Here is a 22,254-nt window from a genome sequence, read left to right as displayed (position 1 = left end):
CATCCTAACTGTTTATTAGGATGGCATCTTTCTTCATCTTGGAAAAATTCTCCCCCTATCCTATAACTATGCTATGTTTATAGTGTTCGATTGATTTTCTCTACTATCGAATAACTGGCCAACAAGGAGAGTATGGTGCAAAAATTCGATGCGATCATCGTAGGAACAGGACAAGCAGGACCGTCACTCACCGTTCGCCTCGCTCAAGCAGGACTTAAAGTCGCTATCATTGAAAGAAATAAATTCGGTGGCAGCTGCGTTAATACGGGTTGTATTCCTACCAAAACTTTAGTTGCCAGCGCAGAGATTGCTCACCATGCTCAACATGCTGAAGATTTTGGTATTGAAATTAATGGATCTATTAAAGTTGACATGAAGAAAGTCAAAGCGCGTAAAGATGCCATTGTCAATAAAGCAAGCCATGGGGTAGAACAATGGCTGAAAAATACTGCTAATATCACTGTCTATGAAGGCCATGCTCACTTCATCGATAATCAGACTCTCTCCGTCAATGGTAACCATTTATCTGGCGATAAAATTTTCATTAATGTGGGAGCCCGCGCTTTTGTTCCGCCAATGGATGGCCTTGAAAAAATTGACTTTTTGACTAACGCTTCCATTCTACAATTGGATATTGTGCCTCAGCATTTAATCGTAATTGGTGGCAGTTATATTGGACTTGAATTTGCTCAAGTATTCCGTCGTTTTGGTGCGCAAGTGACAATTATCGAAAAAGCACCTCGTCTTATTGCGCGTGAAGATGAAGATGTTTGCGACACTGTGCTAGAAATTATGCAAGACTCTGGTATCACTGTGCATCTCAATACAAATTGCTTATCCTTTTCGCCCGCAGCCGAGGGCATTACAGTTCATCTAGGTTGTGAACAAGGTAAAAAAACCATTACCGGCTCTCATGTGTTAATAGCCATTGGTCGTAAAGCTAATACCGCTGATTTGGGGTTGAACAATACTGATATTCAGATAGACGAGCGAGGCATGATTGTTGTTGATGATAACCTGGCAACCACTGCTGCTAACGTATGGGCTCTGGGAGAATGTAATGGGCGCGGTGCCTTTACACATACCGCTTACAATGATTATCAAATCGTAGCAGATAATTTGCTCAATGGAGTGCTGCGTAAAGTAACTGACCGTATTACGGCTTATGCACTTTATATTGATCCCCCTCTGGGACGATGCGGAATGACTGAAGCTGAAATTCGTAAAGCTGGTTTTAAAGCACTCGTTGCCAAACGTCCCATGACCCAAGTCAAGCGCGCAATAATCAAAGGTGAACCGAGAGGCTTTATCAAGATTTTTGTCAACGCAGAGACTCAAAAAATACTTGGTGCAGCAATACTTGGCGTCAATGCAGACGAGATCATTCACTCCATTCTGGATGTCATGTATGCTGATAAACCCTATACCCTCATTAGAGATGCAGTCCACATACATCCCACGGTTTCCGAATTAATTCCTACTACGTTGGAAAACCTGGAGCCATTATAATAACCAGTGTATGATAAAAAATTGCCTTTTTACAAAGGATGTAAGTAATAGCAATGATCACTTTTCATAATGTCTCTAAATCCTTTGATAAAGAGGAGTCTTATTCTGTTAGAAACATTAACTTATCGATTACAGATGGTGAAACATTGGTATTAGTAGGCTCATCCGGGGGAGGCAAGTCAACTCTGCTGAAATTAATTAATCATACGCTAAAACCCACCCTAGGTTTAATAGAAATTGATGGCAAATTAATACAAGAATATCCCAAAGTTCAGTTGCGCCGCTCTATGGGATTTGTATTTCAACATATTGGTTTATTTCCTCACATAACTGTGGCTAAGAACATAGCCATTATCATGAGGTTGATGAAAATCCCTAAGGAACAACGCATCAAACGAGTTAATGAACTGTTAAAATTAGTTAATCTCGAGCCAGAAAAATATTGTAATCGCTATCCTGATGAATTATCAGGAGGAGAACAACAACGCGTCGGCGTAGCCCGTGCCCTGGCAACCAACCCTAATTATATTTTAATGGATGAACCCTTTGCTGCCTTAGATGCCATTACTCGTGAAATATTACAAAATGAAATTATTGAATTAAAACAAAAGCTTAAAAAAACAATTATCTTTGTAACACATGATATTAATGAAGCCTTCCGCTTAGCGGACAGAATTGCCATTATGCATAGAGGCTGCATTGAACAAATTGGTACCAAGGAAGAGGTTTTAGCCCATCCTGCAACAGAGTTTGTTAAACAATTACTTCACAACAAGACAATTAACTGACCATGGATTACTGGGATTTCATCAAATCGTCTCTACCTGAATTGCAAACTAAGTTAATCGAGCATATTGCTATCTCTTTCTCGGCTATGTTTCTCGCACTCATTTTGGGGGTTAGTTTAGGCATTATTATCACGCGAGTACCAAAATTAAAAAGTTTTGTCCTTGGCATGACTAACATTTTTCAAACAATACCCAGCATTGCTTTACTTGGTTTTTTAATCCCCTTTGTGGGCATAGGGTTAACTCCAACCTTAATCGCACTTATTATCTATGCGCTATTACCCATAACAAGCAATACCTACACAGGAGTGAAAGAGGTTTCTCCAACTTATCTCCATGTGGCGAATAGTTTGGGGTTTACTCGTTGGCAGCGTCTATACATTATTGAACTTCCTTTAGCACTACCTATCATTATGACAGGTGTTAGAATTTCAATGGCATTAACCATAAGCATTACTACCATTGCGGCTTTTATAGGGGCTGGAGGCTTAGGAGATTTTATTACTCAGGGGTTATCACTCAATGATCCCAATCTCATTTTATTAGGCGCTATCCCTACTGCCTTACTCGCTTTAACTACTGATTACATAATTACCACCCTAACTCATTTATTCTCTCGCCGACAACGTACAACGCTGCGATTTAAGAAAACTAAAGTTATTCTAATGAGCCTTATGGTCGCTACTTTGCTAGCAATAATAACTAATTACTTATTATCTTCCCTCCATAATGCCAAAAACTCCATCGTAATAGGTACCAAAAACTTTACTGAACAATATGTCTTAGGTTACTTAATGGCAGAGCTTCTCGAGACAAAAACGGATTTGCAGATTGTCCGAAAATTTAATCTTGGAACAACAACTATTTTGCAGAATGCATTGCTTATTGGTCAGGTTGATCTTTACCCTGAATACACTGGCACTGCATATCTTCTTGTACTCAAACAAAATCAAATTAAAAATCCACAGCAGACCTATGAGTTTGTCCAGCAAGCCTACCTGAAAAAGTATGACTTAGTATGGTTGGCACCTTTTGGATTCGATAACTCAGAATCCTTAGCTGTTACAGAGCAATTTGCACAACAATATCAATTAGTTAATTTGAGCGATCTTAACCAAGTTGCCAGCCAACTTACCCTTGCCACACCTGCAGAATTCCTCAAACGCCCCGATGGTTTGCCAGGCCTTACTCGAACTTATGGCTTTCAATTTAAAAAAATAGTTCAAATGCAACCGGATCTAGTTTATCAAGCTATTCAAAACAAGAACGTACAAGTCATTGAAGCCTTTACAACTGATGGCAGAATTGCCGAATTTCAACTACGCGTCTTAAAAGACGATAAGCACTTTTATCCACCCTATTATGCTGCTCCTATTATCCGTAATTCAACCTTAAAAAAATATCCACAGATTGCTCAAGCATTACAGCCCTTGTTAGGAATAATCGACAATAAAACCATGCAACATCTTAATTATCAGGTCGATGTTAAAAAAATAAGTCCCCAAAAAGTTGCGCATGATTTTTTAGTAGAACGAAAACTGATTTAAAAATCTCGCTCAGTTAGAAACTTTTGTCCTTCGGAAGATTCCATGTCAATAAACTAGACAATTGACATGAAAAATAATATGTTTCCTGATTGCTTATAACTTTTTATAAGGCAACCTAATCATGTGCCAGATCTCCCTGAATTTTTTAAAATGCCTCACTTTGTTTATCTTGCTTGCATCCAGCACTTTTGCCAAATCTGGGATGGTCATATTCCAAAGTGACTTTGGTCAAAAAGATGCTGCTGTCAGTGAGGTAAAAGGGGTTATCTATTCCGTTGATAAGTCACTTATTGTTTCAGATTTAACGCATGAGATTCCTGCCTATAATATTTGGGAAGCAGCTTACCGCCTTTATCAAGCAGCACCCTATTGGCCCAAAGAATCAGTATTTGTCAGTGTTGTGGACCCAGGGGTAGGGACTAAAAGACGTTCCGTTGTAGCTCTCACCAATAATGGGCAATATTTCGTCACCCCTGATAATGGCACCCTAACTTTAATCGATGATGTCTTTGGAATAAAGGAAATCAGGATAATTGATGAAAGCAAACATCGCTTAAGCGGTTCAAATCATTCCTATACCTTTTTTGGCAGAGATTTGTATGGCTACACTGCTGCCAAGTTGGCGTCTGGAAAAATCTCATTTGCAGAAGTCGGCCCTATATTAAAGCAACCGATTATAAAATTAGCTTATCAAAAACCCTTGATAGAAAATAATATATTGCGCGGAACAATCGTGATTCTTGACTCTCAATATGGGAATATTTGGACAAATATTAATGAAAATTTAGTCAAAAGTTTTGGAATTAAGGATAATGAGCGTTATCAAATTAAGATTTATCATAATCAAGTGCAAAAATACTCTAATATTATCTCTTTTCACCATACTTTTGGCGATGCCTCAAAGGGCTCTGATTTACTTTATTTAAATAGTCTTCTCAATTTAGCAATTGCCACTAACCAAGGGAATTTTGCAAAACTACATCACCTGAATGCAGGACCTGAGTGGGTAATTTCTATTGAAAAACTGAAAACTTAATACCTTGACATCGCCGAAAAAAACTGTCCTTAATTATTGTAAAACTCACCCTACTTTGTTAATGACAACTTAATGCAATTAAGTCCCACTTCGTCAACGGATAAGATTCAGTTAATATTTTTATATTATTGGGACTTAAAAATATAATGAGTAATTACTAAATTATTTAATCCTAGGGTAAGATAGTGAATAATATAAACTTCGACATAGTAAATAGCCTACTGAATGAAGCGGGGGAAGTCCTTAATGAAAGCCAATTAATTATGGAGAATATACTCACTATCTCCTTGGACGACGAGGATACATTCGTAGTTGAAGAGATAGCCAGGAGTTTGCAATTGACTCTTGAGTATCGCTTAAGTTGTGAAGACGCGCTTGTTTCTCTGCTTAACCTGGATCATCATTTACTTTATATCTTGGGCATCCAGCCGCAACACTCAGCTAAGATAAATCTTGAGCGTTTATCGTATGCCCTGGGCGATAATGATTTAAAACAAATCCTACATGCATTGAGTCAATTAGTAGATGCCTTATTACGGCTTACTCGACGTCAACAAAAAGCACAGGAAACTTATCTACTAAAAAAAAATCCCTCTAAAAATCGGAAATTCAATCTGATCATTAAAGAGCTGCAAACCCTCATTTTAAAGCAAAAATATTTCCTAAGCTTAATAGGAAAACTCGAAAGCAATTTAATGCAACTTGTGAAGTTTGAAGCTATTGGCCCAATCCATGATCATATCGCAGCCATTAGAGGCCCAATTTCTCAGTTTCATCAAGCTATTCTTCACGGCCTTGCCAATGCCCAGTTGCTTTATCAAAAAATTAATAAAAATCAGACTCTAAATTACAATTTTGGCTCTCTTTTTAAAAAAGCAGAAGAAGTACTCAATCTAATGCCATCTCTTTACCAACCATCCCCCCATTACTCATTGGGCCATTTTGCGGATAAATCCTCCGAAGAATTAGAGCAACGGGCTGCAGCAAAGCGTTTGCGACCTTTTTTTAACGCAAAATAGCTGAAAGGCAGCTTTATTTCCCTTGTTGCTGATGAATGGTGCTATGCTCCTCATACAAATGCAGAAGTCAATAATTTTATTGACTCAGAAATGACTAACCCCTGCAGTAATTTGCAAAAACAGGATTTAAGTTCTAATTTTACCTCCATAAGGATATTAATTAGCGAGATCAAGATGAACTCCATTAATCAGATAAAAGCAGAGCAATTTGCCGAAAATTTATTGTCTACAATGAATCATGCTGCCTTGGCTTTAATGATTTCCATTGGTCACAGAAGTAAACTCTTTGACACAATGAGCCAGATGTCTTTTGCAAGTAGTGAAGAAATTGCTCAAAAGGCGGGATTGAATGAGCGTTATGTGAGGGAGTGGCTTAAAGCGTTGGTTGTTGGTCGAATACTCGAATACAACGAATCGCAAAAAACTTACTTCTTGCCTCCTGAGCATGCTGCATTCCTAACACGCATGGCATCACCCAATAATATTGCAGTCATTGCACAATTTATCCCTGTCCTTGCGAATGTTGAAGAACTAATCCTTGACTCCTTTGTGAATGGTGGTGGCGTTCCTTATGAAGCTTATTCGCGTTTTCATGAGGTTATGGCAGAAGAAAGCAATCAAACTATTTATCTCGCCTTACTCGACAAAATTCTCCCATTAGTCAAAGGCCTTAGGGCCCAACTCGAACAAGGTATTAAAGTATTGGATATTGGCTGTGGCTATGGCCGCGCATTAACTCTAATGGCCAAGACCTTCCCCAAAAGTCAGTTTTTTGGTTTTGATTTGTGTGAGGAAACAATTATCAATGCTAATTTAATGGCCAAAGAGAACAATTTAACTAATATTCAATTTACTCAAAAAGATCTATCTACTTGGGATGAGGTCGAAGTATATGACTTAATCACCAGTTTTGATGTGATTCATGATCAAGCGCAACCTGAAAAAGTTTTGCAAGCCGTTTATCGAGCTCTAAAGCCTCAGGGAGTTTTTTTAATGCAAGATATTAAAACTTCCAGCGATGTTGAAAAAAATATGGATCACCCTATTGCACCCTTTATTTACACTATTTCATGTCTCCATTGTATGACTGTTTCACTATCCCAGAATGGAGCAGGTTTAGGGGCTGCATGGGGAGAGGAGCTCGCCGAAAAAATGCTCAGAAAAGCCGGATTTACTCGAATTGAAAAGAACTATTTAGAGCATGACATTATGAATACCTATTATGTCGTGCATAAATAGCTTCTTTTCAACCCCCGCGGTAGTAATTTTAATAAAATCATTGCAACATGGCAGGATTAAATGGCTGTCCATTCACAAGTAATTGTTGGTTTTCCAACGTAAAATTAAGCACATAATCACTGCCTTCTACTTTTAAAAATCCTTTATTGACGAGATTTTGTAAAATTGTTTCCGTTTGTTTTTGTGCCTCAGCATTAGTATCAGTGACTATTGGGGCAGGAGTTGTCACAGATACGCCAGTTGGATTCGCCACGTCTCCTGGTGTTACAGGCTCTGGTGCGGGGGATGGCGACTTTTTATCGAGATCACTTTTAATTGACGCAATCATTAGGTTTCTCACTACTGTCATTGGTACTTTAAATTGACCTTCACCACTCATTTTTTTCATGATTTGATCAGGATCATTGGCCTCGTTTTTGGGTAGAGATATCTTTAAGCGGCCCATAATTTTCCCATCTGGCAAATTTAAAGTCATTTCAGAAAGTTCTAAGACAGGTCCCTTAGTAAGAAGTTTAGGCAATTCGGCTATTAATGAAAGCATCGCCAAATCAGGATTAGTACCCTCTTGCATCATATTGAACTCTTGCTGATTTAATTTGGCCATCACAGCTGGATCAAGATTTTTGATACTTAACTTTAAAACTCCTGGTCCATAAGTTTGATTATCAGCAAATAATCTTTGTAAGGATAATGTGCAGTCAAAGTTCAGTGCCCCTTCAATAACATCAGAAGCAACTCTAAAATCAAATCCCACAAGATCAAATACCTTTTGCCCCCCAATACTCATTGCAGCGGAAGAAATTTTAAAGTGTGACCGCCCTACCCATAACCAATCCTGATGCCGTTTTAACTTAAGATGATAAATTACTTTGCCAACTTCAAAATCTGTGCCACTAGCAGAACCATCGAACCCATATAGCTTTAAATTGCCATCGATATCACTCAGATTTGAAGAAACGCTAAGCAATGCACCTAGCCCAAGCCAATTTAACTGGAATTCTCCCTCCTCAGGTCCACCATTACCGCTCATAGAAAAAGATGGCAAAGTATAGTTTACAACTGTTTGATTAAAATAATTTACCAACGCCCCGTAATGGGTTTCTGGTCGAGTTGTAACTTGACCCAGTCCAAAACGTATACCATTCTTCGTAAAAATGACAGGACCATGTTTAACAGTGATAGGAATATCCACATCTAAATCAACTGGTGGCTCCATTTTAGTGGCACCATTTTTATCGGTAGTCTTCTGGGCGGGTATGTGGATTTTGAACATCAGTACCGCGTGCGAAGAAAACCAACCACGTTTATATTTATCAAAATGGACATCCATCAAAGAATTTTTAGGAATTGAATTTATATTTTTATCGAGCGTATTCTTTACAATAATCCCGATGACATAATAAGCTGCAAGAATGATTATCGCTAAAGAAATGAAGAAAGCAGACCATTTTTTCATGAGTTAAATTCCATATCCTCTTTGTAATATATTTAGCCTGAAATTTTTATTTTGCAAATTAGGCGCTTATTTTTCACATCAAAAATGCTCATACTTTAAACAACTTAGACAATCCATTCAGTTCTTAGTAGCTTTTTTCAAACAGGCAATTTACATTAAAAATGTTAATCATTTTTAAGGGAATAATATGATTTCAATGACCACCTATTGGCAACTTTTTAAAGACTGTATTGATAATCTTCCGGCATCACCTGAGAGTACAGAATACACCAAACAACTTACTACCGCGAACACACTGATTGATATTGGCTTAGGAATAGAGAAATTAGGAATCACCGAAATCAAGGAAGTGGTGAACAAATTGCATGAAAAAGCCAAATTATTTGGACATCATGTATTATTTAATGCTAACGGGAAAGATTATACTTTTTATTTACCAAAAATAAACAATATAGAAAGCCTAATTTTTGCAATCATTTACTATCAACACTTAAAAAATTATAACAATGTCAGTTATCAAGGCTCGATTACATGGTTTAGGCAAATAGTCATTAATGGTGTCAATGAAAAGAAAGTAACCACAAAATTTCAAGCTATGGCCTTACTCACGGAAATTAAAAATTACTGCAAAAGCCAGAAGATAACCCTTGATGAATCCCAATTGTTGAGGAAAAGCAATGAAACAGCAAAGGATTATATAATCAGGGTAACGGAGCTTTTCCACATTACTTCCGATGATGCCATTGATTCTAATCAAACCAGTGAGTCAATAATCGCTGATGAAACTGTGAATCTGGAAAGCTCACTCCTTGAATTAAAAAAGAAAAAAAATGCATTAGATACCAAAATTGACTCTTTTTCAAAAAAACTCATAGAACTTCATCAGGCAACTCAGCGTTATCTAAGTTTCAACAATGAATGGCGCAATACCTCTCGTATTATGCAGCTCTATTACTGGGTACTTTCATGGTTTCATCAGATCCCATTAATTCAGAACTTAAAAGAAGCCAATGAGCAATGTGTGAAGGCAGAACAAGCCTTGAATGAAGAAATTGCTCTTTACGAATCAGTAGAAACGTATCACATCGAATTGAAAAGACAACAGCAAGAAACCATTATGGAACATGAACACATCCAAGAAAAACTAAGTCAGATTAAGCTTGAACAATCCATACTGCAGTATAAGCAGCAATTACAACAGCAACAAGAAGAACTCAAAGGAGAGAATACTTCTGCAGTCGTGCAAACATGTTCTGAAGACGAAACGACATCTTTAGAAGTAAATGAGAATGTGGATACTTCCGTTTCAGTATCTGAATTTAGCTACTATAATTTTTTTAAAGAAAATCTTCCAAGTCGTCAAACGATGCAAGCTGCTGCTGTCGCTGCCCTTGCTATTGTAACGCAACAACTGGTAACCCCTTAAAATAGCAAGTATTGGGAAAGTGTGTACTTCCCAATACTTAATGCTCTAATCAGAGTACTTGCTTGGAGGAAAAACCTACTACTGAGGAATACTGTTTTAGTACTACCCAAGCGAAATTCTGCGCATGTATTTGTGGGAATTACGTGCAACTTTACTTGCTACTATGACGAGAAAGGGTATAAGTTTTATCCTTACCCTCATCATAAATTTCAGTCTTACCGTTCCTGAGTTCCTCCCCTTGCATAAGCGTTTTAACAAGCCGGTGCACTGAGAAGGTTTGAATTGAATAGGATTGAAAACGGAAAAAATGCCTTTCTTTTTTTAGAAAATGCTCTTTTTCATTTAAAATATAAAGCGCTAACTCCTTCTTTTGTCCCGGACTTAAATGTCTACTTTGTTGTTCTACAAGATCAAGATAAGCGTTTTTTCGAGCCTTAAGATCAAGATTTTTTGGTAATTGTTCCTGAAACCATTGATCAATCTGTGCCACGTTTTTGCTTATCAATGTAATTTCAGGCTTTTTTTGGAGTTCTTCAGAAACATGGGGTAACGCTAAAGGATTTTGTGTTGCTGCAATCTGAGCTACCTCAACAAGCATCATGCCATTATCTTTTACTGCAAGGGACACAAATTCCGGATCATTTTGAAGCTCAGGAGCAGCATAAGTAAGCGCGGAACTATCTTTGGCTACCATATTAAGCATAGCCTCTCGATCTGCTGTGAGTCCAGAATCATCATAGGCAAGCGCATGGACATTTTTTCCTGCCGCAGCAAGCATAAATTCTCGATCTTTTTTAAGCTCAGGGGCTGCGTACTGAAGAGCATGAACATTTATTTGTACTGCAGCAAGCATAAACCTAGGGTCTTTTTTAAACCTGTCTGCCGCATATTTAAGCGCATGAATATTGTTTTTTAACGCTGCAAAGACTATATCGGGATCATTAATAAAATTACCAGCATCTTGTAACGCGAGACCATTACAAGAAACCGCTTCGAGTATAAAAGTAGGATCATCACTGAGCTCATCACTAGCGACCCAAAGATAATTACTATTCTTTTCTATCATAAAAAGCATAAACTTACGGTCTTTTTTAAGCACCTCATCTGCGAAGGACGCCACATTAAGATTTATTTGTACCGCAGCGAGCATAAACTCACAGTCTTTTCTGAGCTCGCGATCTAGATGTGCAGCAACCTGGAAATTTACTTTTATCGCAGCAAGCATAAACTCGGGGTCTTTCAAGAGCTCGCTCGCTGCAGAGTTTTTAACCTTTGCGAGCATGAAGACCACAGACTCAAACGCTTGGGGATTTGCTTTTACCGCCGCAAGTATAAATTCTCGCTTTTCTGTGAGCTCAGGGTCAGCGAACGAAAGCGCTCTGGCATTGATATGGACCACAGCAAGCATAAATTCTTGATCTTTTTTGAGCTCGTCCGCTACATGCTCAAGCAACGTAATATCCTGTGTTACTGCAGCAAGCATAAAATCAGGATCTTTCAAGAGCTCGCTTGCTGCAGAGTTTCTAACCTTTGCGAGTACTAAGATCACAGATTCAAACGCTTGGGGATTTGTTTTTACCGCCGCAAGTATAAATTCTCGCTTTTCTGTAAGCTCAGGGTCAGCGAACGAAAGCGCTCTGGCATTGATGTGGATCACAGCAAGCATAAACTTTTGATCTTTCTTGAGACTAGGGGCGGCAAGTACAAGCGCTCTGAAATGTTCTTTGACCGCAGCGAGCATAAAGTGATGGTCTTTTTTGAGCTCGTCCGCTGCATGAATAAGCAACATAATATCCTGTGCTACTGCAGCAAGCATAAAATCAGGATCTTTCAAGAGCTCGCTTGCTGCAGAGTTTTTAACCTTTGCGAGCACTAAGACCACAGATTTAACCGCTTGGGGATTTGCTTTTACCGCCGCAAGTATAAATTCTCGCTTTTCTGTGAGCTCAGGATCAGCGAACGAGAGCGCTCTGGCATTGATATGGACCGCAGCAAGCATAAATTCTTGATCTTTTTTTAGTTTAGGGGTGGCAAATGTAAGCGCTCTTAAATCTTCTTTGACCGCCATAAGCATAAATTTTGGATCGCCTTTGAGCTCGTCCGCTGCCTCATTAAGAACCTTGACATCCTTGGCTAGTGCAGCAAAAATTGTCTCTATAGAGGACTCTTTATCTATCATTTTACCACCTAGATGATTCAAATATAATCAAAATGGCAACTATATCAGCTTCATATTAACTCTGCAAATTAACAACTCTCTGCACACTTCTAGAGTTAAAAGGTTATAGGTGGATTCATAGATATTGCAATTAGCAATGTTTTCTTCCTGCACATATAAGAATGTTTGTTTACAGCGCTCTTGTAGAGGCGTCCTCTACTTTAAATTTTATGATTTTAGCTAGTCTGATTATGGTATTATCTTATCTTCTTAAAGAAATCTTAATTACAGACAATGAAAGTAAAATTTTTCCTTTACAGTTTTCTAATTAGCATCCAAGCTATTGCTACACCTCGTTTTGTCCCTGCCCCCCCCCTACCCTCGACTGATTATGCGATTAATGGACCTGCTTTGTGCGCAACAGCCAAAGAAACCTTGGCATATTTAAACAAAGGTAGTAGCTATGATCCTCTTGTGATTCATGACGGCAAAGTATTTAAAGTTCCTCTTGCTCGAATTAAAGCAACCTTGACATTTGTTTGCCAACATCAACATGAAATGCATGATCCTGCCTTTGTAAAACAACACTTTGATTTCATCCGTTGGTATCCTGACATTGAACAGGCAAAACCACTTAGGTCAAATAAACCGCTTATTGCCAATTTGCCTAAAGATAAAATTTTAATGACGAAATATTACGTCCATCGTGCCAAAGTCCTCACGAAGCCAACCGCAGCTTACCCCTTTGCACTTTATGCTCTTCCCAAAGACGAAGAATCTTTGATACTCGAAGAAGCGAATGCCAAACCTAAACTTACTCGCTTCCAATATGGGAAGCAGGCTATCTTAAAAGGAGCCTTGACCAACAAAGATGTTCCTGTTTTAGCTTATTTAAATCGCGACGATTTAGAGGCTGCATTAATGCAAGGAACTGTGGTAGCAGATTTTGGCGATCATAATCAGTTAAAAATATTTAACGTTCATCGTACCAATAACATTCCTTACGATAAGGCGAAAAATCCCTATAAACAAGAGCGCTACTGGTATTTTAAACAAGTCGATGGTATCAAAGGATACGGTAAGGACGCAGAACATAAAATCACCGTCAATAGTGAAGTAACGTTCGCAGCCGACTTAGAGCAATTTGGTCTGGGCAAATTACTGATGGTGCAATATCCTGATAAAACGGGAAAAATGGTGACAAAAGCAGGTATTTTCGCAGATACTGGAGGCGCATTCCAAAATAACTTGTATCAGATTGATTATTTAACAGGCAGCTATGCAGGGAGAGAGGACTTTTATAAAGCAACCCGCCATTTGCCCAATTATATTACTGCTTATTTCATGGTGCTAAAAAAATAGTATGAAAATTTTTATATTCTCCATATTTTTTATAAGCTCTCTCGTTCATGCATTTTCTTGTCATAATCCTCAGGCAATCCATCAAGCACCTATTCAATTTGATAAAGAACGCATTGCTTTAACACAGCAATATCAGTTAACTCATTATGGGATTGACTCCAAATCAATTGAAATCGAACCTAGAATGGTTGTATTGCATTGGACATGCATACCCACCTTCGAAGCAACCTTTCGCGTATTTAACCCGCCTACTTTTCCCAAGAATTCGCCGCGAATCAAAGAATTACCTGGTAACTTAAATGTATCCAGTCATTTTGTAGTGGATCGTGATGGAACTATTTATCAACTCATGCCCGAAACTTGGATGGCAAGACATGTCATAGGCCTTAATCATTATGCAATAGGCATCGAAAACATTGGTGGAATTAACAATGAAGATGATTTAACTGAAGCACAAACCAAAGCCAATGCGTTTTTAGTTTGTTATTTAAAAAAGAAATACCCGGAAATTAAATACATTATTGGTCATAATGAGTATTTAAATTTCCAAAAAAGCCCCCTTTGGCTGGAACAAGATCCTAATTATCAAACCGATAAAAATGATCCTGGGCCAGTTTTCCTTGAGAAAGTACTGCAACTAGTCAATCGAAGCTAAAAGATAAACCTATTTGCACACAAAGCAATCACCATTTAATCACAGCTACAAAGACAATCAGGACGTAATGAATAAGCACAAGTTGATTAATAATCAACCTTTATGTTAGAATATTGACACACCTGCTTGTCAAGATAACCAATGATAGATGAATGGCTAAAAAGATTCTTTCAAGAAGATACAGAGACTACTTTAATTCTACATAACCAAGTTTTGAAGAGAACTAATTTTCGACAAATAGGGAGTGGCTCCGAGAAGCAGGTTTTTCAGCTTGAAAGTCAAAATCAATGCATTTTTATCCCCAATAAATGGAGCAGTGATTATCATTGGGATGTCTTGCTTCAGAGGGAAACATCTCTGCTGGCTCAAATAAAATCCTTAGGATTAAAAACACAAGAGTTTCAAATTATCCCTGCTAAAATTCAGGAAATAGATCAAACAATGAATGTTCTTTTAACGAAAGACTTTGAAAGTCTTTGCAAAGAAGAATCGATTGTAATCTTTAACCAAAAAGGCGATGAAAAAGTTATTGGGAAAGCTCCTGATTTTAATGCTATGAGAGAAAAATTTAAGGATAAAACTTTTGTTCAAACAATGTTTAAAAAGATTATTAATGAATATGCAATTGCTTTAGCATTTCAATTGCCAATCACTATTTTGAATCCTTCTCTTGATGACAGTCAGCATTTTTGCTTTGAATTACCTACTAATCCCAGTGAGCCTCCAGTTGTTCGATATATGTTTTGGGATGTTGCTGGAGATTTTGATGGAGTGTCTCTCCCTAGGGTGCCGACATTACATGATTTAAAAACAGGCTGTCAACCAAATAGAGATGACGCTAATGGATTATATCGTCTCGCCAATTCCATTGCTTGTGTTATCCATCAAATGCGTTATCAACGAAGTGATATGTTTAAATTTGTAAGGGAACTTCAAACAGATATACTCGCCGCTTTAAATGATAATAATTTCTTAAATCCAGCTCTAGAGCATGCAAGAAATACCGCAGCTAAGTATTTAAGTGAGCATCTAATAAACATAAAACTAGATACTACTTCGCTTAATGATGACAACTTTGTTTTATTAATAGAGTCTGCTATTTCAACTGACAATTTAAGTTTAATTGAGCAATTTTTTGAATTGCATAATGATCCTAACACCTTAGCTCAACAATCGATTGCTCAAATTATAGAGACCGCTAAAAAATATGAAAACAAATCTGTTATTGCATATTTTGAAGCTAAATTTGTTTCTTTAAATTTACCAACAGAGATAGAGGCCCCTTCAATCAGAGAGCTCTCGGTAGAGATAAAAAAATCAGTAGTTGAAGAGGTTAAATCCGAGGTAAATCCAGAAGAATGGAAAAACAATTTTTTACTAGCCTACAATAAAAAATTGGCAGCTGATAAAGCAGCTTGGTGTGGTTTATATTCATTTTTTGCAAAAAGTAATGTAAATAACAACATGACTTTAAAAGACTTAGTCTCCCACGCTCAAGGGGCTTCCAACCAAGGCAGTGGCAAACGTAGTCAAGCCGTTATGAAAGAAATGGGTTGGTTAGACGAAAATGCTGAAGTAATCGGTGAATTAAACAATATTCTACCTAAAATCTAGCGCTGATTCATAAATCACAAATTAAGGTTTACTAAAGACTCGATTTATAATACTTATTGAATTAAGTTTACTACTATCATGAAATCCTTTTTCTCATCTCAATAGTTCTTAATATAACCTTAATGTTCTTAATTTAATCTTCACTCTAATTTAATGGCATCAGTAATAGGTTCTGATTGCCATTTTAGCTATTAATTAACAAAATTATGTGTATGTAAAATGAAGTTATTCAGAAAAATTGTTGAAGTAAAAGAGCCTGCTAGTGGAGATTACGTTGGTGTCGCAACAGGACAAGAAAATCTTATTATACCGAATGTTAGCTCCTGTTTGGCCATTGTCTTTCAACTAAAAAACCAAATTACAATTGGTGGGCATGTCCCTATGATTTGGGGGAAAAATGATACCTTTCAATTATCCGCAAACGCAGATAAAGTTCTTGATGCCATGTTGCAAGTAACGCGCGCTACTCCCTCTCTCGTAGTCTTTATTGGCGATGAAAGCAATTGGAATGATCCCAATTCTCCCTTTGGGAGTGAAATTGTTAACTCTCTCCTCATGAGAAAAGGATTACGTAACACGCCTTGTGTATTCTATGATAAGGAAAAAATCGCGAATGCCAATGTCCGTATAGCACGGTTATTCTGTTGAAATAGAAAATACAAAATCAAGAAAGATCATCACTATTGATTATGCAAGTCAAAAGCTCCAATCTCAGCTATGTTGAGAATCAGGCTGCGCCATCGCAGCCCTGAGAAAGAACATGCCTTATTAAAATTTAAAATTAAATTTTTATCGTTGATGTTGAAAAAATAACTTTTGATCCCCGTAATTTGAAGCCAACAAAGCACTTTCCAACATTAGTGTCCCTATATGATATTCTACACCCTTGGATTCCCCGTACACTTCATACATGGGTCCCATCGGTATCTGTAGAAATGAGACTCTAAAATCTTCACGAGAATCCTCAGGAATTAAATCTCTTACCAAACTACTAGGTCTGAAATACACTCGTTCAGGAAATATGGGAATACCTTCGAACCTACCTTCACTAGTCCATGCCGCTAAATGCCACAAAGGGAGCTCATTGGCAGGATCACGAGTCCATTCAAAGATTTTCTCAATTGCTTTTAATGTCCAGCTCGTTGGATGCGGTACTTGGTTTGAGAAGTCCTTCGCAAAATAATTCCAGTTCTCTTTTTGGCCCTCAAGCAAATTCATCACTTGCAAATTTAGGGACGGATGTTGGGAGATTAGAATTTTAATAGCCATACCTGGTATGTAATTATTATCCGCAGGTGGAATAGCTAAAGAAAGTCGCGCCAAACCAATTCCACCTGTACGATAAATGCCTGTGAACGGATGATTAGGCGCAGGAATAAATACAATCTTACCCACTGCCCCATTCGCATGAATAATTTTCACTCGTCCTGCTGGCAATTCGTCATTAATATGATTAAAAGTAAGTGCTAGATTAAACAATCCTTTTAATTTTTGGAGCACTTCCCTAAAACTGTTCCCAGCCAGTTGTGGTAAGGGATCGATTTCGTGACTTTTGGTAATTTCTTCCCATAATAAATCTTGCTTTTGTTGCGCAGATAAATTCTGATAATTGTCAGGTAATTGAGCATATGCGCCAGTATTGGCAAAAAAATAGATTAACCCACTAATAATTAAAACTCCAAAGCGACGCATCAAACTCTCCTTAGCTTATAAATTATTGACGCAAAGCGTAATCCCTATATCTTAAACGCAGTATGAGAATTGCGCTACGACTTCCTTGATATTGAAGCTTGTTGCGCTACCTTGGTGAGAGAGAAGGTTTAAGCTGTCTATGTGGTGAATCATACAACCATGTTTGCAGAATTCATAAACATCCCTCTAACTATTAAATCTTTAAGGTGTTTGATAAGGTATACACAGAGTTATCCACAGATTTTGTGGATAAGAAAAATTAGACCGTTTCAAAATAAAATATGGAAAAGTCTTTGCCCGGTAAAGGATTAAAGAATCAGTGCAGAAAAAATGAGTAAATAATAATGAATTGATTAAAATAAATATCCACAAGCTATTTGGTGAATTAAAAAATAGAACTGCGGTCCAACATATTAACAAATAAATAATAAAAAAACAGTCTTGACTCTGATATATTTTTATAAACTTTACTTCTCAATCCTCTCTGTAATGTGTCGAAATGAATACCTTTTAAACGCTGTAATTTCAACATGCCACCAGTAATTTCTCGACTTAAGTAACTCCTTTTTTATCAAAGACGTGTTTTCAGCACACAATAATGTTTCTTTATTGCGCACATTAGCCGACAAGGGTTACCTCAATTCATTACGAATTTACCTCCTTAATTGTCTAAAACGATACGGTAACGTGCTTTGCCAGCTCGTAAGTGATCAAGGGCCTTATTAACATCCTTCATTGCAAAATGCTCTGTCAATGGCTCGATGTTATGGCGCACACAAAACTCAAGCATATCCTGAATAGTCGCCGGGCTTCCGAGCGGTGAGCCTGATATACTGCGCTGACTAAGAATAAGAGAAAAAGCTGGGATCGCAATGGGGTCTGGAACAGCCCCCACTGTATGGAATCTTCCCCTTGGAGCAAGCATATTAATATAAGCGGGCCAATCAAGGTTCGCATTAGCAGTATTAAGTATAAAATCAAATCTGCCTGCTAATTGCTGAAGCGTTTTACTGTCATTACTATTAACAACATAATGGGCCCCCATGCGCTTGGCTTCTGCCTCTTTAGCTGCAGTAGATGAAAACGCAGTAACTTCACATCCCCATTTATTAAGAAATTGCAGCGCCATATGGCCTAAGCCACCAATTCCAATCACTCCTACACGTTGAGTGGGACATATATTAAACTGCACAATTGGATTAAAGACAGTAATACCACCACATAGCAAAGGGCCTGCTTTATCGGCGTTCAAATTGTCAGGCAACACAATAGCCCATAGGGAATTACAGCGTACAATGTTCGCAAATCCTCCATGCCTGCCTACGATGGTTTGCTCAGCTGTAGCACAAAGATTGTGATCGCCACGCAAACAGCTATGGCAGTACATGCAACTTCCGCTGAACCATCCAAGTCCAACTCGCTGGCCAACTTTTAAGTTTTTAACACGCTTTCCTATTGCAATGACAGTACCTACTACTTCATGACCCGGTACAATAGGATAACTACTAAAACCCCACTCATTGTCGATCATAGATAGATCTGAATGGCAAATACCACATGACTCCACCTTAATATCTACCTGTTCCTGACCAATTTCTCCCAAGGTATAGTCGTAAGGTGAAAGTTGATCGGATTTTTTATGGGCCGCATAGGCGTGAATTTTTGTCATAGGAGTCGTCCTTGAGTTAATTTTGTTAATTCCCAACAAAATTGGCTCTCGCATTTAGATTAAGACTGGCATAGCATCCGGTACTTGTCAAAACGGAATAACTCATCTACCTTGAAGGTGCATTCCAAGTCGCATACTCTATCCGGGAATGCCAGTTTGGCGATTTTCATGATCCATGTTATCTTCACTTTCCATTTCTTCAATTTTCTCTTCCTGCACCATTTCTTCAATTTGCTCTTCCTGCACCATTTCTTCAATTTGCTCTTCCTGCACCATTTCTCCAATTTGCTCTTGGTGTTCCATATCATCACCTTGATTAATTTGGTTTTGGGATTGTGCTTGGACACCAAAAAAGCCATATATATGAGGTAAACTTTGATTTGTTTTTTGTAAAATTGCTTCCTCAGTAGAGTTTTTTAAAAAGGATACATCGTTACTATAGGTAGAAAATACTGCATCTCCAGTACTCGAAACGGCTTGGCTGTATTCAATTGGGTAATTGTGATGAAGTTCAACATCAACTTTTGCAGCAAAGTCATATAATGCATTAATAGATTGAGCTATTGTTTCAAAATTACCAAGGCCTTCTAAGCTATTCAAACCTTCTAACTGCCAGCTTTTTTTGCCAAATACATAATTTTCTTCTAAGTTGGCTGCTGTGGCAGATTTATCATCCCTAATAGCCCAAGGATCACACACAATAACCTCTTCTTGCTGTGTTTCTAGATCAAACACCTTAAATGCAAAAAATGAATGTTTCGCATAAAGATCAGCAATACGAGAATATCCAATAACGCTCACCCCCACAGCCGTTAACTTTGGTTTTACTACAGTTGAAAACAAATATTCTGTTATTGCAGAGTAGTGATCGCAATTCCCTCCACCGCCATATAATGCTACAGCTGCACCATATAACTTGGCTTTATTAGGGAACATCAAATCACTTGAATCAAATTTTTTATTTAAATAAAGACCTGCTAGTGAATAGGCAAGAGCCGATGATTTTGTACTCGCTTCAGTACTTTCAAGTTTATTCCCTGGCTTGACAATGTCCCTAATTTCTAATCCCAGTTGGTTCATTAACAAAACCACACTCTCAAGTTTCGCTGACATATTAGTGGACATAATATAACTCCTATCAGACATTGTACTGGTCAAATAGGTCTCAACTTTTTATTATGTTTTTTTTATTATGTTTTTTGTCTAAAACCATTGACGTTTTGACTGTGCTATCTCAAGTCGCAGTCCCAGTTTAGAAATAAATTTTCACCCCATGTGATAAATAATAGAACAAAATATTGTTTTTGGAACAAACAGGTTAACTTGAAGAGTCTAAATGCAAGATTAGTGAGCAAATTTATAAGTGATAAACCCTAAATAAGAGTTTATTTTTTAGGCTCATAGAATGGATTTTCTTGAAACTTATCCCCCTCATAAAGTGGGTTATCAACAACCTTAGTTATCGCCTCTTCCGGATGAAATAAATAGGAACGAGGGGGCGTTTTCTTCTCTGTTATTTGTAAAGTTTTTTTAATGCGCTCTATAAGAGAGACATTTTTTGTCGCCTTTTCAGTCATAAGATCAGGTTCATTCGCTTGTTCTTTTTGTAATCCTTCTGGATGATGTGCCAATGCCTGCATTCGTTTCGTGGAATAGGCTAGATATAAATTGTATTTTTCTCCTTGCATGGCCTTTCTTTTTTGTATTTCTGTTTTATATTCCATTAGCCATTTTTCACGAAATGCAGGCAAATTTTTAAGTATCCTTTGATTTTCTGCCACCAGAGCCATATTGCCGTCGGCCTTCGCTAGTTTAATTGAATCTTCTAAAATCACCTTTAATGGTTTTATTTTATAATTAGCGTCTTTAAATTTAATGGTTGTCTCATGATCATGTTTGACCATAGCTAAAATAACGTCGTTATAAAAACTTGATTGGGAATACCGTAGAACATGTGGTGAAGGGAAGAATAAATTACCCTGACTTACCTCGCGATTATGTATCTTGTATATAGGTAAACTTAATGTGAAGTCGTTTAATTGCCGACAGTTATTTTTTAAGAGCTCTTTTAAATATAAAATACCCAATGTTCCGCAACTCACCTCATCGACTTGCGGCTGTAAGTATTGAGGCTTAATATAAGGCTTTATAAAATCAGATATATCTGGGATAAAAATATTGTTGAGATCATTTTTACCAATAATATTACTGCTATGCAAAAACCAATGGATTGGTTTGATTATTTCATTTTTTTTAATTTGAACAAACTCAAAGTGAGCAGGTCCAGTCCGCACATTATTAGTAAAAAAATAGATGACACTTTCATCTTCACCTAAATTTTTTTGTATCCTTTTTATTTCCTCTAAAGACTGCTCTTTGGTTAAACATATTTTTTGCTTACGATTATTTAGATCTTCAACTATTTTAACCCTATATTCTTCTAATTTTTCTCGACAATTTAGACGTAAACAAATTTGATTTAATCTTTTAAGCTGCTCTAGACTTAACTCTTTTAAACGACCTCTTTCATCTAAAAAATCGTCCTTTAAAGCATTATATAATTCTTCATAATAGGGTGAAAAATCTGTTTTCTTATCATCGACTTTATTTAAATAGAAGGGTGCAGGAACTGTGGCTGAGGGCAGCACCCAATAATTTCTAACTAGATTGGCATATTGGAGATCTTCGTTTTCAAATAAATCTATGTTTTTTTGAATTTCTTCTGCATTCTCAGATACAGTTTTTCTACCAAATTCAGTTGTGCCATTAATTACAACAGCAATATCTTCGAGGCCGTATTTTTCTATGTAATGCTGAAGAATTGGCTCATAGTCTTCAACTACTAATTGGTATGCCCCATGCTCTTTAGCTTTAAGAAATCTACCCTTTCTCTCACTGACTTGCTTAGAGGGTACTTTTCGGGAAAAAAAAGATAAGGATGGTGCCATAACATACTCTACCTTGTTACACCGTATCTTCCATAACCTGGGCATATAATAAAATTTATGTTTATAATTTTAGCATATATGAAATTATTAAGAACATTTTGTTTAAATTTATTTACATTTCGGCGAATAAGCAAAT

General features: G+C 37.3%; 17 protein-coding genes. 11 read left to right on the top strand and 6 right to left on the bottom strand.

Going from position 1 to position 22,254, the window contains the following annotated elements:
- Nucleotides 1-132: 132 nt before the first annotated feature.
- From Lbru_RS06740 to Lbru_RS06715, 6 genes are all read left to right on the top strand, one after another.
- Complete coding sequence (locus Lbru_RS06740; protein WP_058441429.1) at nucleotides 133-1,509, top strand: FAD-containing oxidoreductase; 1,377 nt, start codon at nucleotides 133-135, stop codon at nucleotides 1,507-1,509.
- 53 nt (nucleotides 1,510-1,562) lie between these two features.
- Nucleotides 1,563-2,297, top strand: coding sequence for an ABC transporter ATP-binding protein (locus Lbru_RS06735; protein ID WP_058441428.1), 735 nt, complete (start codon nucleotides 1,563-1,565; stop codon nucleotides 2,295-2,297).
- Nucleotides 2,298-2,299: 2 nt separating this feature from the next.
- Nucleotides 2,300-3,844, top strand: a complete 1,545-nt coding sequence (locus Lbru_RS06730) for a glycine betaine ABC transporter substrate-binding protein (protein WP_058441427.1) — start codon at nucleotides 2,300-2,302, stop codon at nucleotides 3,842-3,844.
- A 121-nt stretch (nucleotides 3,845-3,965) separates the two neighbouring features.
- On the top strand, nucleotides 3,966-4,880 hold the full coding sequence (locus Lbru_RS06725; protein ID WP_058441426.1) for an SAM hydrolase/SAM-dependent halogenase family protein: 915 nt from the start codon (nucleotides 3,966-3,968) through the stop codon (nucleotides 4,878-4,880).
- 185 nt (nucleotides 4,881-5,065) lie between these two features.
- Nucleotides 5,066-5,899, top strand: coding sequence for a hypothetical protein (locus tag Lbru_RS06720; RefSeq protein WP_058441425.1), 834 nt, complete (start codon nucleotides 5,066-5,068; stop codon nucleotides 5,897-5,899).
- Between the two features lie 174 nt (nucleotides 5,900-6,073).
- Nucleotides 6,074-7,138: a class I SAM-dependent methyltransferase gene (locus tag Lbru_RS06715; protein WP_058441424.1), complete on the top strand. Its 1,065-nt coding sequence runs from the start codon at nucleotides 6,074-6,076 to the stop codon at nucleotides 7,136-7,138.
- A gap of 37 nt (nucleotides 7,139-7,175) precedes the next feature.
- Here Lbru_RS06715 and Lbru_RS06710 read toward each other — a convergent pair whose 3' ends face one another.
- Nucleotides 7,176-8,594 (bottom strand): YdgA family protein, encoded by a 1,419-nt coding sequence (locus Lbru_RS06710; protein ID WP_058441423.1) that lies wholly within the window; start codon nucleotides 8,592-8,594, stop codon nucleotides 7,176-7,178.
- Nucleotides 8,595-8,781: 187 nt separating this feature from the next.
- On the opposite strand from Lbru_RS06710, the gene Lbru_RS06705 reads away from it, so the two are divergent.
- Nucleotides 8,782-10,020: a hypothetical protein gene (locus Lbru_RS06705; protein WP_058441422.1), complete on the top strand. Its 1,239-nt coding sequence runs from the start codon at nucleotides 8,782-8,784 to the stop codon at nucleotides 10,018-10,020.
- A 151-nt stretch (nucleotides 10,021-10,171) separates the two neighbouring features.
- Here the strand turns inward: Lbru_RS06705 and Lbru_RS06700 are convergent, their stop codons facing one another.
- Nucleotides 10,172-12,199, bottom strand: a complete 2,028-nt coding sequence (locus Lbru_RS06700) for a DUF4116 domain-containing protein (RefSeq protein ID WP_058441421.1) — start codon at nucleotides 12,197-12,199, stop codon at nucleotides 10,172-10,174.
- A 273-nt stretch (nucleotides 12,200-12,472) separates the two neighbouring features.
- On the opposite strand from Lbru_RS06700, the gene Lbru_RS06695 reads away from it, so the two are divergent.
- The 4 genes from Lbru_RS06695 to Lbru_RS06680 all read left to right on the top strand — a co-directional run bounded on the left by Lbru_RS06695 (nucleotide 12,473) and on the right by Lbru_RS06680 (nucleotide 16,457).
- Entirely contained in the window at nucleotides 12,473-13,540 is a 1,068-nt protein-coding gene (locus tag Lbru_RS06695) for a hypothetical protein (protein ID WP_058441420.1), read from the top strand.
- 1 nt (nucleotide 13,541) lies between these two features.
- Complete coding sequence (locus Lbru_RS06690; RefSeq protein ID WP_058441419.1) at nucleotides 13,542-14,195, top strand: peptidoglycan recognition protein family protein; 654 nt, start codon at nucleotides 13,542-13,544, stop codon at nucleotides 14,193-14,195.
- A 141-nt stretch (nucleotides 14,196-14,336) separates the two neighbouring features.
- Nucleotides 14,337-15,809, top strand: coding sequence for a hypothetical protein (locus Lbru_RS06685; protein ID WP_058441418.1), 1,473 nt, complete (start codon nucleotides 14,337-14,339; stop codon nucleotides 15,807-15,809).
- A gap of 219 nt (nucleotides 15,810-16,028) precedes the next feature.
- Nucleotides 16,029-16,457, top strand: a complete 429-nt coding sequence (locus Lbru_RS06680; protein WP_058441417.1) for a hypothetical protein — start codon at nucleotides 16,029-16,031, stop codon at nucleotides 16,455-16,457.
- 141 nt (nucleotides 16,458-16,598) lie between these two features.
- Here the strand turns inward: Lbru_RS06680 and Lbru_RS06675 are convergent, their stop codons facing one another.
- From Lbru_RS06675 to Lbru_RS06660, 4 genes are all read right to left on the bottom strand, one after another.
- Nucleotides 16,599-17,501, bottom strand: coding sequence for a hypothetical protein (locus Lbru_RS06675; protein WP_058441416.1), 903 nt, complete (start codon nucleotides 17,499-17,501; stop codon nucleotides 16,599-16,601).
- Between the two features lie 661 nt (nucleotides 17,502-18,162).
- A complete protein-coding gene (ahr, locus tag Lbru_RS06670; protein ID WP_058441415.1) occupies nucleotides 18,163-19,170 on the bottom strand; it encodes an NADPH-dependent aldehyde reductase Ahr in 1,008 nt (335 codons plus the stop codon).
- A 138-nt stretch (nucleotides 19,171-19,308) separates the two neighbouring features.
- Complete coding sequence (locus Lbru_RS06665; protein ID WP_157061495.1) at nucleotides 19,309-20,256, bottom strand: hypothetical protein; 948 nt, start codon at nucleotides 20,254-20,256, stop codon at nucleotides 19,309-19,311.
- A 299-nt stretch (nucleotides 20,257-20,555) separates the two neighbouring features.
- Nucleotides 20,556-22,118, bottom strand: a complete 1,563-nt coding sequence (locus tag Lbru_RS06660) for a hypothetical protein (RefSeq protein WP_058441413.1) — start codon at nucleotides 22,116-22,118, stop codon at nucleotides 20,556-20,558.
- Nucleotides 22,119-22,254 lie beyond the last annotated feature (136 nt).

The sequence above is a fragment of the Legionella brunensis genome, from assembly GCF_001467025.1.
GTDB lineage: Bacteria > Pseudomonadota > Gammaproteobacteria > Legionellales > Legionellaceae > Tatlockia > Tatlockia brunensis.
The sequence above is the reverse complement of the archived record's forward strand: the minus strand, read 5'-3'. Positions and strand labels throughout refer to the sequence as shown.

Excerpts from the sequence above, each read along its gene's own strand:
- Lbru_RS06675 (WP_058441416.1), bottom strand. The coding sequence starts at position 17,501 with ATGCGTCGCTTTGGAGTTTTAATTATTAGTGGGTTAATCTATTTTTTT.
- Lbru_RS06700 (WP_058441421.1), bottom strand. The coding sequence starts at position 12,199 with ATGATAGATAAAGAGTCCTCTATAGAGACAATTTTTGCTGCACTAGCC.
- Lbru_RS06660 (WP_058441413.1), bottom strand. The coding sequence starts at position 22,118 with ATGGCACCATCCTTATCTTTTTTTTCCCGAAAAGTACCCTCTAAGCAA.
- Lbru_RS06685 (WP_058441418.1), top strand. The coding sequence starts at position 14,337 with ATGATAGATGAATGGCTAAAAAGATTCTTTCAAGAAGATACAGAGACT.
- Lbru_RS06680 (WP_058441417.1), top strand. The coding sequence starts at position 16,029 with ATGAAGTTATTCAGAAAAATTGTTGAAGTAAAAGAGCCTGCTAGTGGA.
- Lbru_RS06715 (WP_058441424.1), top strand. The coding sequence starts at position 6,074 with ATGAACTCCATTAATCAGATAAAAGCAGAGCAATTTGCCGAAAATTTA.
- Lbru_RS06710 (WP_058441423.1), bottom strand. The coding sequence starts at position 8,594 with ATGAAAAAATGGTCTGCTTTCTTCATTTCTTTAGCGATAATCATTCTT.
- Lbru_RS06725 (WP_058441426.1), top strand. The coding sequence starts at position 3,966 with ATGTGCCAGATCTCCCTGAATTTTTTAAAATGCCTCACTTTGTTTATC.
- ahr (WP_058441415.1), bottom strand. The coding sequence starts at position 19,170 with ATGACAAAAATTCACGCCTATGCGGCCCATAAAAAATCCGATCAACTT.
- Lbru_RS06690 (WP_058441419.1), top strand. The coding sequence starts at position 13,542 with ATGAAAATTTTTATATTCTCCATATTTTTTATAAGCTCTCTCGTTCAT.
- Lbru_RS06705 (WP_058441422.1), top strand. The coding sequence starts at position 8,782 with ATGATTTCAATGACCACCTATTGGCAACTTTTTAAAGACTGTATTGAT.
- Lbru_RS06695 (WP_058441420.1), top strand. The coding sequence starts at position 12,473 with ATGAAAGTAAAATTTTTCCTTTACAGTTTTCTAATTAGCATCCAAGCT.
- Lbru_RS06735 (WP_058441428.1), top strand. The coding sequence starts at position 1,563 with ATGATCACTTTTCATAATGTCTCTAAATCCTTTGATAAAGAGGAGTCT.
- Lbru_RS06730 (WP_058441427.1), top strand. The coding sequence starts at position 2,300 with ATGGATTACTGGGATTTCATCAAATCGTCTCTACCTGAATTGCAAACT.
- Lbru_RS06740 (WP_058441429.1), top strand. The coding sequence starts at position 133 with ATGGTGCAAAAATTCGATGCGATCATCGTAGGAACAGGACAAGCAGGA.